Source organism: Pseudomonas sp. TH15, from assembly GCF_016651105.1.
Taxonomy (GTDB): Bacteria; Pseudomonadota; Gammaproteobacteria; order Pseudomonadales; family Pseudomonadaceae; genus Aquipseudomonas.
In genome coordinates, this window is sequence record NZ_JAEKEL010000001.1 from 4,944,877 (window position 1) to 4,958,941 (window position 14,065).

11 protein-coding genes are annotated in these 14,065 nt (G+C 59.0%); 3 read left to right on the plus strand and 8 right to left on the minus strand.

Going from position 1 to position 14,065, the window contains the following annotated elements; translation table 11 throughout:
* Positions 1-22: 22 nt before the first annotated feature.
* Positions 23-1,225, minus strand: coding sequence for an efflux RND transporter periplasmic adaptor subunit (locus JFT87_RS22350; RefSeq protein WP_201204614.1), 1,203 nt, complete (start codon positions 1,223-1,225; stop codon positions 23-25).
* Between the two features lie 49 nt (positions 1,226-1,274).
* Positions 1,275-2,522 (minus strand): TolC family protein, encoded by a 1,248-nt coding sequence (locus JFT87_RS22355; protein WP_201204616.1) that lies wholly within the window; start codon positions 2,520-2,522, stop codon positions 1,275-1,277.
* A 590-nt stretch (positions 2,523-3,112) separates the two neighbouring features.
* On the opposite strand from JFT87_RS22355, the gene JFT87_RS22360 reads away from it, so the two are divergent.
* Both JFT87_RS22360 and JFT87_RS22365 read left to right on the plus strand, forming a co-directional pair.
* Complete coding sequence (locus tag JFT87_RS22360; protein WP_201204618.1) at positions 3,113-3,787, plus strand: heavy metal response regulator transcription factor; 675 nt, start codon at positions 3,113-3,115, stop codon at positions 3,785-3,787.
* Positions 3,784-5,217 (plus strand): heavy metal sensor histidine kinase, encoded by a 1,434-nt coding sequence (locus tag JFT87_RS22365; protein ID WP_201204620.1) that lies wholly within the window; start codon positions 3,784-3,786, stop codon positions 5,215-5,217. Before JFT87_RS22360 ends, JFT87_RS22365 begins: the two co-directional genes overlap by 4 nt.
* A 578-nt stretch (positions 5,218-5,795) precedes the next feature.
* Here JFT87_RS22365 and JFT87_RS22370 read toward each other — a convergent pair.
* From JFT87_RS22370 to JFT87_RS22395, 6 genes are read right to left on the minus strand one after another with little or no spacing between them, the layout of a single operon-like run.
* Positions 5,796-7,538, minus strand: coding sequence for an ABC transporter substrate-binding protein (locus JFT87_RS22370; RefSeq protein WP_201204622.1), 1,743 nt, complete (start codon positions 7,536-7,538; stop codon positions 5,796-5,798).
* Between the two features lie 47 nt (positions 7,539-7,585).
* On the minus strand, positions 7,586-7,858 hold the full coding sequence (locus JFT87_RS22375) for a DUF2160 domain-containing protein (RefSeq protein WP_201204624.1): 273 nt from the start codon (positions 7,856-7,858) through the stop codon (positions 7,586-7,588).
* Positions 7,859-7,868: 10 nt separating this feature from the next.
* Entirely contained in the window at positions 7,869-8,669 is an 801-nt protein-coding gene (locus JFT87_RS22380) for a carbohydrate ABC transporter permease (RefSeq protein WP_201204626.1), read from the minus strand.
* A 9-nt stretch (positions 8,670-8,678) separates the two neighbouring features.
* Positions 8,679-9,545, minus strand: a complete 867-nt coding sequence (locus JFT87_RS22385; protein ID WP_201204628.1) for a carbohydrate ABC transporter permease — start codon at positions 9,543-9,545, stop codon at positions 8,679-8,681.
* A complete protein-coding gene (locus tag JFT87_RS22390) occupies positions 9,542-10,654 on the minus strand; it encodes an ABC transporter ATP-binding protein (protein WP_201204630.1) in 1,113 nt (370 codons plus the stop codon). Before JFT87_RS22390 ends, JFT87_RS22385 begins: the two co-directional genes overlap by 4 nt.
* Positions 10,654-11,748, minus strand: coding sequence for an ABC transporter ATP-binding protein (locus JFT87_RS22395; protein WP_201204632.1), 1,095 nt, complete (start codon positions 11,746-11,748; stop codon positions 10,654-10,656). Before JFT87_RS22395 ends, JFT87_RS22390 begins: the two co-directional genes overlap by 1 nt.
* A gap of 383 nt (positions 11,749-12,131) precedes the next feature.
* Between JFT87_RS22395 and JFT87_RS22400 the strand changes: the two genes are divergently transcribed.
* A complete protein-coding gene (locus JFT87_RS22400; RefSeq protein WP_201204635.1) occupies positions 12,132-13,970 on the plus strand; it encodes a sigma-54-dependent Fis family transcriptional regulator in 1,839 nt (612 codons plus the stop codon).
* Positions 13,971-14,065: the final 95 nt, after the last annotated feature.

The following is a 14,065-nucleotide window of genomic DNA, read 5'->3' on the forward strand; positions in this document are numbered from 1 at the left end:
AATGGCGGATCGGTGGGCGTCTTTAGTGAGCGTGCTCGGCCGAGGCCTTACCCAGTTCCGATTTGAGAATGAAGCTGCCGGCGGTCGCGACTTGCACGCCAGGCGCCAGGCCTTCGGTGATCTCGACCAGGCCTGCCGCGCGGCTGCCGATCACCACCGGCTGCGCCTTGAAGCCGTCATCGGTTCGAACGAACACGGTGGGTTTGTCCTCCACCGTTTGCAGCGCGGCTTCCGGCACGGCGACCTTCGTCTGGCGGGTTTCGGTGTCCACCCGCGCGGTGACGAACAACCCTGGACGCCAGGCGCCTTGCGGGTTGGCCAAGGTGACGCGGACCGTGGCAGTGCGGGTCTGCTCGCCCAGCAAGCTGCCGACGTAGGCCACGGTTCCGCTGACTTCGGCGTTCAGCTCCGGGGCGCTGACCGTCACCGATTTGCCCACCAGCACCTTGTTCAAGTCCTTCGGCGAGACACCGAAGGTCACCCACACCCGCGACAAATCCGAGAGTGTGAAAGCATTGGTGGTTTCGCTGACGACCTCCCCCAACCCCAAGTGTTTTTCCACCACCACACCGTCGAACGGCGCCCGCAGTTCATAGCGATTACCGCCGCTGGCCACCGAACTGCCGCTGAGCACGCTGATTTTTTGCCGAGCGTTGTTCACGGCGATTTCGGCTTCTTCCAGGGCCTGACGAGCCTGGAGGAAATCCTGCTCGGCAGAGATTTTGTCTTGCCAGAGTTTCTTCTCACGTTCGTAGGTGGTACGCGCCAACTCCAGACGCCGTTGTGCGGCGGCTTGTTCGCTGCGTTGATCGGAGATCTGCTGGCTGGCGATGACCGCCAGCAACTGGCCTTTCTTCACCGACTGACCGAGGTTGACGTGCACCGACTCGACCACACCCGGCGCACGCGGCACCACGTGGGCGGTGCGGTCTTCGTCGAAACGGATTTCGCCGGGAAACGGCAACGAGAGACTGATGTCCCGCGCCTCGGCTTCGGCCAACTGGATACCGGCCGAGGCGATCTGCACGGCACTCAATTCGATGTGCCCTTCCTCGGCATGCTCGCCTTCGGCAGCGGCGCCCTCCTCGGCGTGATCCGCGTGATCGGCATGTTCCGAGGCCTCATCGGCGTGCGCGTCGATGGCGCCATTGCCCGGCCACATCGAGCCGATGCCGATGCCCAATGCCAGCGTCGCCGCAGCGACCACGATCAGTTTTTTATCCATGGAAACTCCTCTGCGCCGAACCTGCGCGCAGTGATTTGAAAAGTGAAATTCAAGGGCTGACGGCGAGGTCGCCGAAAATCCGCTCGATGCGCACCCAGGCGTCAGTGGCCTCGGCAATCGCCTGGATGTATTGGGCGCGGGCGCTGATCAAGGTGCGCTGGGCATCGAGCACGTCGAGGAAGTTGAACTTGCCCATCTCAAAACCACGGGTCGCGGTGTCGACGGCGCTTTGCGCCGCCGGCAGGATCGATTGGTCGAACGACTGGATTTCCGTGTTGGCGGTCAGCCATTGATCCAGGGTGGTCTGGATTTCCGTGCGCAAGCGCAGCTCACTGGCGTTGCGCAGGTCGCGGGCCTGATCGGCGCGGCGTGCGGCGGCGAGGATGTTGCCCTGATTGCGGTTGAACAGCGGGATCGGCATCGACAGCCCGACGACGTTGACCCGCTCGCGCTCCAGCTCGCTGTATTGGCTGCCGACACTCACCGTGAGGTCTGGAATCCGCTGGGCTTTTTCCAGGCCCAGGGACGCTTCGCGCTGATCGATCTGCAGCTTGGCCAGTCGCAGTTCGGCGGTCTGGTTCAGACGCTCAAGCAGCCGGTTTGGCGGCGGCACGTTGATGAGGTTTTGTGTGGCGGTTTGCACCGTGGTCGAGGTCGGTAACGGCGCGCCCATGACCTGCGCCAATTGCTGATAGGCGTTGGCCTGATCGCGTTCGGCGCGGCTCAACTCCAGGCGCACCTCGGAGAGTTGCACTTGCGCCCGCGTGCCCTCGACCGGGGAAGACTTGCCGGCCTCGATCCGCCCTTGCGCCACGCGCAAACCGTGTTCGGCCAGTTGCATGGATTGGCGCGACAACTGCAAGCGTTGCTGCGCGGTCTGGGCGCTGTTGAACGCCTGAATCACATCGGCGCGCAAGGCGTTGCGTTTGCGCTCAAGCTCGATGCCGGCGGCGTCCTGCGCACGGCTGGCGACGTCAATGCGCGCACCGCGTTTGCCGCCCAGTTCGATCGGCTGGCTGAGCATCACCGTGGTGGTGCGCGAGTTGCGGCGGGTGTCTTCAGCCTCCCACGAGACTTCGGGATTGGGGATCAGGCCAGCCTGTTGGCGGTCGCCCTCGGCGATGCCGATTTCCCATTGTGCAGCGGCCAGATCCGGGTTGCCGGCGAAGGCCGTTTGCAGGGCCTGATCGAGGGTCAGGGTGGAGGCGCTCGCGAGGCTGGTACTGGCCAGCAACAGAATGCCGCTGGCTGCTTTTTTCAGGCGTGATCGCGCCGTCAGTTGTCTTGAACCGGGCAATGGAAGACTTCCTTCATTGAGGATTTTTCGATGCCGCCACGGTAGGGTTTTGAACTTATCGACAAGGTGACTGGAACATTACAAATCCGTTATCCACGGTTCCGCCAAGTTGTTTTGTTCTAGGATGCGAAGTACGAATACAGTCACTGCAATACATGGAAACAAATGCGCATTAGTTATCTGCTGAACAGCACTTGCTTGAATCGAACTAATGAGAACTCTGCGATTTTCACTGCGACCGACTGTCGCAGAGTACTGTTTTACACCGCTAGCTCGTTGACCCTGTAGTCGCTTCAACCTTTATTGTGCCGTCCCCCTCACCCCAGCCCTCTCCCGGGGGAGAGGGAGCCGACCGAGGTGTCTGATACTTTCCATCGACCTGTTAAATCAAGTCGATTATGGATTCAGTAAAGATGCTCCACGTCGGTGTAGTTCTGAAGCATCTCACGTTCAGTCCCCTCTCCCGCTGGGAGAGGGTTAGGGTGAGGGGCTTCTTATCGTTATTGAAAACGTCCGGAAGACCTTACAAAAACAACAACTTTCCCGGTCACCTTAATTACTTTTCCATTCAATGAAAGTGGTGATTGATCATGCGAATCCTTGTAGTTGAGGACGAGCTTAAAACTGCCGAGTACTTGCATCAGGGCCTGACGGAAAGTGGCTATGTAGTTGACCGGGCCGCGAATGGTGCAGATGGACTTCATCTGGCCCGCCAACAGGCCTACGACCTGGTAATACTTGATGCCAATCTTCCGCAACTTGATGGCTGGAGTGTGCTTGAGCAACTGCGCCAAAGCAGCAACACCCGGGTGATGATGCTGACCGCACGCGGGCGTCTGGCGGATAAAATTCGAGGCCTCGATCTGGGCGCCGATGACTATCTGGTCAAGCCGTTCGAGTTTCCCGAACTGCTGGCCCGAGTCCGAACCTTGATGCGTCGCAGCGAGCACATTCCCGTGCCGCCAGTGCTCAAAGTTGCCGACCTCGAACTCGATCAGGGCCGCCACCGGGCCTTTCGTGGCGAGCAGCGCATCGACCTGACGACCAAGGAGTTCGCGTTGCTGCACCTGCTGATGCGCCAGTCAGGCGAGGTGCTCTCTCGTACACAGATTATTTCGCTGGTCTGGGACATGAATTTCGACTGCGACACCAACGTGGTCGAGGTGTCGATCCGGCGCCTGCGAGCGAAGATCGATGACCCGTTCGACAACAAGTTGATCCATACCCTGCGCGGCGTTGGCTATGTGCTGGAGGCCCGGGAATGAAGCCGGCGAGCCTGTCGATGCGACTGGGTTTGACCGTGAGTATTCTGGGGGCGTTGCTGGTGGTGTTGCTAGCGGTGCTCGCGTTTATCGCACTGTCCCATGAGCTGAATGCGCTTTCCAGAGACAGTCTGGAAAAGAAGATGGAGCAGGTCGAACACAGCCTCGCGTTGTACGTTGACGCCAACGAAGTCACGGGCAAACCGCACATCTTGCTTGATCAGGTGATGGGCCACGACAACCTCACGCTGACGATTTACGACCGCGTCAATCAGCGCTCGCCGCTGCTCAAGTCAGGCAGCGGATTGAGCGACCCGCGGGTCGAATTGAAAGCCGTGCGGGCAACCACCGATCAATTGGCTTATTCAGAGAGCACCGACGCCGAGGGGGCGAAATTCCTCACCGTGTCGAAGCTGATTCGCCTCAAGGATGGCAGCAGCGTGCCGGTGCTGTTATCGATCGATAACGCCCACGATCAAGCCTTGCTCAGTGCGTACCTGCGCTCGACGATCATTGCCTTGCCGTTGCTGCTGATCCTCATCGGCATCAGCGCCTGGGCCGTGGTCCAGCGTGGCCTTGCGCCGTTGCGTGAGTTTCGTAAGGTCGCGGCGATGATCTCGGCGCAGGACCTCAGCCATCGACTGTCGGTGGTCAAGATGCCCCAGGAACTCAGTGAGCTGGCCCACGGCATCAACTTCATGCTGCACCGCCTCGACGGCGATGTTCAGCAGTTGTCGCAGTTCTCCGATGACCTGGCCCACGAACTGCGTTCGCCGATCACCAACCTGATGGGCAAGGCTCAGGTGACCCTGTCCCGGGAGCGACCGGCCGAGGAGTACAAAGCGGTGCTGGAGTCCTGCACCGAAGAGTTGGGCCGCGTGACGCGGATTGTCTCGGACATGCTGTTTCTGGCGCAGGTCAGTCACCCCGCCGCGCTGGTCCCGTTCGAGACCATTGCGCTGGAGGATGAAGCGTTGAAAGTCGTCGATCTGTTTTCACTGTCGGCGCAGGACAAGCAGATTCGTTTGAATGTGGTGGGGAGTGCCTCAGTGCTCGGGGATCGATTGATGATTCAGCGGGCGATTTCGAATTTGCTGTCCAACGCTTTGCGGCATTGCCCTGGCGGGAAAACCGTGACGTTGCTGATTGAACAAGGCGCGACGCAGACCTCACTGTTGGTGGGCAACCCTGGCGCCGGGATTGAACCGCAGCATCTGACGCATTTGTTCGACCGCTTCTATCGGGTCGACACCAGCCGGTCCCGCGCTGAAGGCGGGACCGGGCTTGGTCTGGCGATTGTGCGTTCGATCATGAGCCTGCATCAGGGTGTAGCGGACGTTAAAAGTTTGCCGGGGGCGATGACCGTGTTCAGGCTTGGGTTTCCTGCGGCGACACCCATGGCCCCATCGCTGGCAAGCCAGCTCCCACAGTGATTTCGGGTGTTCCCAGGTTTGGTCAGCACCGCTGAAACCTGTAGGAGTGAGCCTGCTCGCGAATGCGGTGGGTCAGTCGATATCTTTGTTGTCTGACACACCGCTATCGCGAGCAGGCTCGCTCCTACAGTGATTTGCGGTGCATGCGGAATTTGTGATCACCACAGAAACCTGTGGGAGCTGGCTTGCCAGCGATGGCGGTGGGTCAGTCGATATCAATGTTGAATATCAGAAAGCAATCGCTGGCAAGCCAGCTCCCACAGTGATCTCGACTGTTCCCAGGTTTTATCAGCACCGCTGAAACCTATAGGAGTGATTGGTGGTGCATGCGGAATTTGAGGGCTACCACAGGAACCTGTGGGAGCTGGCTTGCCAGCGATGGCGGTGGGTCAGTCGATATCAATGTTGAATGTCAGAAAGCAATCGCTGGCAAGCCAGCTCCCACAGGATCTGCGATATACCCGGGATGTGTGGGCACCACGGGAACCTGTGGGAGCTTGCCTGCAAGCGATGGCGGTAGGTTGGGCCCCATAAAAAACGGCACCTTGCGGTGCCGTTTGCCTTTCACATTTCCAATATCACTTGCGCGCATCCGCCCACGACTTGAGCAGTTCGTTGTAGCTCACGGTCTCGCCCTGCGGCTTCTCGTTGGCCAGTTTCGGTTTCGGTGCGCCCGGTTGATCGAACCAGTATTGCGCATCGCGTTCCGGGTTCATTTTCGGCGCGCACACTGCCTGGGCTTTGGAGCGTTCGAGGCGCGTCATGATCGCGTCCTGATCCTTGGCCAAGCCATCCAACGCCTGTTGCGGAGTCTTCTCGCCGCTCGCCGCTTCGGCGATATGGCTCCACCACAACTGCGCCAGACGCGGATAATCCGGCACATTGGTCCCGGTCGGGGTCCATTGCACGCGGGCCGGGCTGCGGTAGAACTCGACCAGACCACCGAGTTTCGGCGCCAGATCGGTCATCGCCTGCGAGTTGATATCCGACTCGCGAATCGGCGTCAGGCCAACGATGGTTTTCTTCAGCGACACGGTTTTCGAGGTGACGAACTGCGCGTACAACCACGCCGCGAGTTTCTGTTTCTCAGGTGTGGACTTCATGAACGTCCACGATCCCACGTCCTGATAGCCGAGCTTCATGCCCTGCTCCCAATACGGCCCGCGTGGCGACGGTGCCATGCGCCATTTCGGCGTACCGTCGGCGTTCATCACCGGCAGGCCTGGCTTGGTCATGTCGGCGGTGAACGCGGTGTACCAGAAAATCTGCTGAGCAATGTTGCCCTGCGACGGCACCGGGCCGGACTCGGAGAAGGTCATGCCCGCCGCTTCCGGTGGCGCGTAAGCCTTGAGCCAATCGACGTATTTCTGCGTGGCAAACACTGCCGCCGGACCGTTGGTGTCGCCGCCACGGGTCACGCTGGAGCCGACCGGGTGGCAATCCTCGACACGAATGCCCCACTCGTCCACCGGCAAACCGTTGGGCAGACCCTTGTCGCCGCCACCGGCCATGGAGAACCAGGCATCGGTGAAACGCCAACCCAGCGACGGGTCTTTCTTGCCGTAGTCCATGTGCCCGTAAATGCGTTTGCCGTCGATTTCCTTGACGTCCTCGCTGAAGAATTTGGCGATGTCTTCATAGGCTGACCAGTTCACCGGCACGCCCAATTCGTAGCCGTACTTTTCCTTGAACTTGGCTTTCAGATCGGCGCGCTCGAACCAGTCGGCGCGGAACCAGTAGAGGTTGGCGAACTGTTGATCAGGCAATTGATAGATCTTGCCGTCCGGCGCGGTGGTGAACGAGATGCCGATGAAGTCCTTGATGTCGAGGGTCGGCGAGGTGAAGTTTTTGCCTTCGTTGGCCATCAGGTCGGTGATCGATTCAGTCTTGCCGTAACGGAAGTGCGTGCCGATCAAATCCGAGTCGTTGACCCAGCCGTCATAGATGTTCTTGTCGGACTGCATCACCGTCTGCATTTTCTCGACCACGTCGCCTTCTTGCAGCAGGTCGTGGGTGAGCTTGATCCCGGTGATTTCGGTGAAGGCCTTGGCCAGCACTTTCGACTCGTATTCGTGAGTGGTCAGGGTCTCGGAAACGACCTTGATTTCCATCCCGCGAAACGGCTCCGCTGCCTTGATGAACCACTTCAACTCTTCGAGTTGCTGATCGGCCGTCAGGGTCGACGGTTTGAACTCACTGCCAATCCACTTTTTCGCCGCGTCTTCGTACGCATCGGCCCAGGCGGCTGCGCTCAAACCGCTGAGTGCGAGCATGGCTGCCAATGAAATGCTATGTCGCAGCTTATTGTTTTTGTCGAACATAGAGACCTCCTGTTTAAGTTGTGGAGCCAAGTTGTCGAGCGATTCGACTAGCCCCAACGCATCACAGCCAACAGCCACACCAGGGACAACGCGGACGCGACCCAGATGCTCCAGTCGGTGACGCCGATTACCAGCAGATGCAGGTAGGCGCTGCCGAGAAGACCGATAAACAAGCGATCACCACGGGTGGTGGCAATCGGTAGAAGACCTCGCCGCAAAATGCTCGGCGAGCGCAATTCCCACGTGGTCATGCCCACCAGCAGCAGACCAATGGCGATGAAGAACCCCGCTGTCGGGGTCGTCCAGCTCATCCATTCCATCATCAGCTCCTCAGACCCGGCCGAGGGCAAAGCCCTTGGCCACGTGGTTGCGAACAAACCAGATCACCAGCATGCCCGGCAGAATGGTCAACACCCCCGCCGCTGCCAGCACGCCCCAATCGATGCCCGATGCTGAAACCGTGCGCGTCATGACGGCGGCAATCGGCTTGGCGTTTACCGAGGTCAACGTGCGCGCCAGCAGCAGCTCCACCCAGGAAAACATGAAGCAGAAAAACGCCGTGACGCCGATGCCGGAACCAATCAGCGGGATGAAAATCTTCACGAAAAACTTGGGAAAACTGTAGCCGTCGATGTAAGCGGTTTCGTCGATTTCCTTCGGTACCCCGGACATGAAGCCTTCGAGAATCCACACCGCCAGCGGCACGTTGAACAGGCAGTGCGCCAGTGCCACGGCAATGTGTGTATCAAACAGGCCAATCGATGAGTACAACTGGAAGAACGGCAGCAGAAACACCGCGGGCGGCGCCATGCGGTTGGTCAGCAACCAGAAGAACAAGTGCTTGTCGCCCAGAAAGCGGTAACGCGAAAACGCATAGGCCGCTGGCAACGCCACGCTCAGTGAAATCACAGTGTTCAGGCTGACGTAATACAACGAGTTGAGATAACCGTTGTACCAACTCGGATCGGTGAAAATCACCTTGTAGTTGTGCCAGGTGAAATCCTGCGGAAACAGCGTCAACCCGCCGAGGATTTCCGTGTTGCTCTTGAACGACATGTTCAGCAGCCAGTAGATCGGCACCAGCAGGAACAGGATGTAGATCAGCAACGGGATAAGCTTTCTTTTGCTCATGGCCGGGCCTCAGCGGTTGGCGTCGGAGTGCGTCATGGCGGTGTAGAACAGCCAGGACACCAACAGGATGATCAGGAAGTACACCAGCGAAAACGCCGCTGCCGGACCGAGGTCGAATTGGCCTACCGCCATTTGCGTCAACGTCTGACTCAAGAACGTCGTGGCGTTGCCCGGCCCGCCGCCGGTGAGCACGAATGGCTCGGTGTAGATCATGAAACTGTCCATGAAGCGCAGCATGACCGCGATCAACAGCACGCTTTTCAGCTTGGGCAATTGAATATGGCGGAACACCGCCCAGGCCGAGGCCCTGTCTATGCGCGCGGCCTGGTAATAGACGTCGGGGATCGCCCGCAACCCGGAGAAACACAACAGCGCCACCAGTGAAGTCCAGTGCCAGACGTCCATCACCAGCACCGTCACCCACGCGTCCATGGTGTTCGCCGCGTAGTTGTAGCTGATGCCCATCGCGTTGAGGCTCGACCCCAACAGACCAATGTCGGCGCGACCGAAAATCTGCCAAATGGTGCCGACCACGTTCCACGGGATCAGCAGCGGAATCGCCAGGATGATCAGCACCAGCGATGACCAGCGACCCTTGGTCGGCATGGTCAGCGCGACGGCAATGCCCAGCGGGATTTCGATCAGCAACACGCAGCCGGAATAGATGAACTGGCGCAGCAATGAGTCGTGCAAGCGTGGATCGAGCAGCACTTGCCGGTACCAGTCAGCACCGACGAAGTAGCGGCTGGACTGGTCGAAGATGTCCTGCACCGAATAGTTGACCACGGTCATCATCGGGATCACCGCACTGAACGCCACCAGCAGAAACACCGGCAACACCAGCCACCAGGCCTTGTTGTTCTGCACCTTGTTCATGGCCGCACCTCGCTGCTGTCGGCTTCAAGGAGGAATTCATCGGCATAAACCATCAGCCACTGCGCCGGGAAACTGATATACGCCGTGCCTTGCGGCACCGGTTTGTCTTCCGCCAAGCGTACTTTCAGCGGCGCGCCGTCGAGGTCGAGGGTCATGATCTTGTAGGTGCCGAGGTCTTCGACGTGTACGACCTGTGCCTGCATCGCGTCGTCAAACGGCTCGTCCCAGACATGAATAAATTCGGGACGGATGCCGACCTTGAGGTTTTTCCACTGACCGTGTTCGATATGCCGCTGCATGGCGTCGGACAACGGCAGGTGCGTCGAGGCGAAACCGACGCCGCCGGGCTGCGGCTGCACTTCGATCAGGTTCATGCCGGGGCTGCCAATGAAGTAGCCGACAAAGGTGTGGCTTGGCCGCTCGAACAATTCCCGGGGCGTGCCGAACTGGACGATCTGCCCGCCGTACATCACCGCGATCTTGTCGGCGAAGGTCGAGGCCTCAAGTTGATCGTGGGTGACGTAGACCATGGTGATGTTGAACTGCTCGTGGATCTGCTTGAGCTTGCGTCGCAGTTTCCACTTCAGGTGCGGGTCGATCACCGTCAACGGCTCGTCAAAAAGGATCGCCGAGACGTCGTCGCGCACCAGGCCACGACCCATGGAGACTTTCTGTTTTTCGTCGGCGGTGAGGTTGCGCGCCTTTTTGCTCAGCAGGTTTTGCAGGTCGAGGACTTCGGCAATTTCCTGCACCTTGCTGTGCACTTTCGCCTCGGCCATGCCCTGATTGCGCAGGGGAAAAGCGAGGTTATCGAACACGGTCATGGTGTCGTAAACCACCGGAAACTGGAAAACCTGAGCGATGTTGCGCTTCTCCGGCGTCAGGTCATTGACCGCTTTGCCGTCAAACAAGACATGACCTTGCGAGGGGCTGAGCAATCCGGAAATGATGTTGAGCAAGGTCGACTTGCCGCAACCCGACGGCCCGAGCAAGGCGTAGGCACCGCCCTGTTCCCAGACATGATTCATTTCGCGGATCGCGTAATCCTCCGCGCCGCCTGGGGTTTTGCTGTAGCTGTGGGCTAGGTGCTGCAAACGGATTTCGGCCATCAGGCAACCCTCGCGACACGTCGGCCCGGGGCTTGCACCAAGCGGCCCTGCGCATCGAAAACGAACAGTTTGTGGGTCGGGATGTAAATGCGGATCGGCGCATCGACGTCGTATTCGTGAACACCGGACAGGTGCAGTACCAACAGGAAATGTTCGTTGCGCACATGCAGGAAGGTTTCCGAACCGCTGATCTCGGCGACTTCAACGGTGACTGCCAACTCCAGATCGTCATCGTTGCTCGGCACCAGCGAGATATGACTGGGGCGTACGCCAAATCGAAACTCACCCTCGCCCACCGGACGCAAATCGACGTTCAACGGAAAGTGGACGAAGTTGGCGAAGCTGACTTCGTTGCCGGCGATGCGACCGGGCATCAGATTGATCGGCGGTTCGGAGAACAGCTCGGCGGCCAGCACGGTTTGCGGCTGGTGATAGACCGAGGTCGACGCGCCGCTCTGGATCACCCGACCTTCGTGAAGAATGGTCGTGGTGCCGCCCAGCGCCAACGCTTCGTTGGGCTCGGTGGTGGCGTAGATCGCGATGGTATGGCGCGCCTTGAACAGTTCGCGCATTTCCTGCCGCAGCTCTTCGCGCAGTTTGTAATCGAGGTTGACCAGCGGCTCGTCGAACAGGATCAACTCGGCATCCTTGACCAATGCGCGAGCCATCGCCGTGCGCTGCTGCTGGCCGCCCGAAAGCTCCAGCGGATAGCGTTGCAGAAACTTCTCGATGCGCAGCATCTTCGCGGTTTCCTGCACTTTGCTATGGATGATCTCTTTGCCGATCCCGGCCTGACGCAGTGGCGAGGCGATGTTCTCGAATACGGTCATGGTCGGGTAATTGATGAACTGCTGATAGACCATCGACACGTTGCGCAGACGCACCGGGCGCTGAGTGACGTCGACGCCGTTCATCAGGATGCGGCCGCTGTCGGGCTTGTCCAGACCGGCCATCAAACGCATGAGACTGGTCTTGCCGGACAGCGTACGACCGAGCAAAACATTGAAAGAACCGGGTTCGAATTTCAGGCAGGCATCGTCGATCCAGGTCTGGCCCTCGACGGTGCGGCTGACGTGCTCCAGAGTGAGTGACATGGCTCGGCCTTTTTATTATTGGAGTCAAGCGACCTGTACACGGGAGCGAGTTTCGTGCCAGAAATGGCAAGTGGTTGATTTGTCGTGAAAATCGTTGAAAGCGCGGTGATTGAGCATTCATTGCTGAACACATTTGAACAGTCGGGCGATTGACAATGAACAATAGTGAACAACACTCTATGAACGCCTTTTGCCCGATCCTGAATGCGAAATAGATCCCCTGTGGGAGCGAGCTTGCTCGCGATGACGGAATAACACTCAACGCAAATGTTGACTGATAGACCGCTTTCGCGAGCAAGCCCGCTCCCACAGTTGATCTGTGTTGTGTTCAGGATTTGGGTTCATAACAACAATAAAAATCGCTGCATCAGAGGCCCACTGCCATGGCCGCACCTGCCCCGCCGTTGTCCCACGACGCGATCGTCCAGACTTCCTGGCAACGCTGCCGCGCGTTCGGTCTTGAGCACCAAAGCACCCCGGCTTTCGATCAGTTGCCCAGCGCCGGCATTGCCCATCTGCTCGACCGCCATCACTCTCTGGTGCAGACCACTCACCAGGAAGTGCTGCCCTACTACGAAAACATCCTCAGCAACTCCAATTGCCTGATCATGCTCGCCGACAACCAGGGCCAGGTGCTGACGTCGTGGGGCACGCAACGCTTTATCGAACCGAATCTGGCTCGCGGCTTTCAGGCCGGGGCGAGCTGGATGGAGCGCTCCAGCGGCACCAATGCCATCGGCACCGCGCTGGCTTGCGAGCAGGCAGTGCATATCGAACACGATGAACACTTTCTCAAGGCCAACCGCTTCATGACCGGTTCCGCCGCGCCGATTTTCGATGCCGAGCGCAAGGTCATTGCGGTGCTCGATGTCTCCAGCGACAGCTACTTGCCGCCCTCGCACACGTTGGGCATGGTCAAGATGATGAGCCAGACCGTGGAGAACCGGCTGATCCTCAATCTGTTTCACGGTCAGCACTTTCAACTGACGTTCAATACCGGGTTGAACAACCTCGACAGCCAGTGGGCGGGTTTGCTGATTTTTGATGAGAGCGGCCAGGTGCTGTCAGCCAATCGCCGCGCGGACAATCTGCTCGGTGTGCGTTTGTCGCGGGTCAGTGTCGAGAGCCTGTTCAACGTGTCGCTTCTGGAATTGATCAATCAGCCGGATGACTTGCCATTTGCCTTGCAGACGTCCGGGCGCAACCGTTTTCAATGTTTGCTGAAGCGGCCGAAACAGGCGCCGATTCAGCCGCGGCTGTTTGTCACTGAGCCGAAACCCGCCGCACCCAGCGCGATCAGCCTCAACAGCTTGCACTTCGGCGACAGTCGCGTAGAAAAAGCCGTGCGCCAGGCCGAGCGCTTGTTGGAGAAAGACATCCCGCTGCTGATCCACGGTGAAACCGGCGTCGGCAAGGAAGTCTTCGTCAAAGCCTTGCACCAAGCGAGTTCGCGCAGCAAACAGGCATTCATCGCCGTCAACTGCGCAGCGATTCCCGCCGAACTGGTGGAGTCCGAGCTGTTTGGTTACGAGAAAGGCGCGTTCACCGGCGCCAACCAGAAAGGCAGCATCGGGCTGATTCGCAAGGCTGACAAAGGAACATTGTTCCTCGATGAAATCGGCGACATGCCGCTGCCAACCCAGGCGCGCTTGTTGCGCGTGTTGCAGGAGCGCTGCGTGCAACCGGTGGGCAGCAGTGAGTTGTTTGCGGTGGATTTGCGGATTATCTCGGCGACCAACCGCTCTCTGCGTGAACAAGTGCAGTTGGGGCGGTTTCGTGAGGATTTGTATTACCGCATCGGCGGGCTGACATTGGAGTTGCCGCCGCTCAGAGAACGCAGTGATAAACAGGCTTTGTTTAAACGACTCTGGGAACAACACCGTGAGCCGACGCAATGGGCGGGGCTGAGCCACGAAGTGTTGGCGTTATTTGAAAGACATCCGTGGCCGGGGAATTTGCGTCAGGTCAGCAGTGTGATGCAGGTGGCATTGGCCATGGCCGAGGAGCAACCGGTGCGGCCGGAGCATTTGCCCGATGATTTTTTTGTTGATCTGGAAATGGAGCCGGTTGAGAGCGCACCGCCGCTGGGATTGGATTTGAATGATGTTGAAGCGTTGAACCGGGAGTTGAAGGCGGCCGGGGGGAATATCTCGCATTTGGCCAGAAGGCTGGGCGTTAGTCGCAATACACTTTATAAGCGGCTGCGGCAGATTGAAGGTTGAGTGAACCCCTTCCCCTCATCGGAACGCCGCCCGCCCAGCCCTTTCCTCCTGGAGAGGGAGCCGACCGAGGTGTCTGGCGCCGCACATCGACCTGA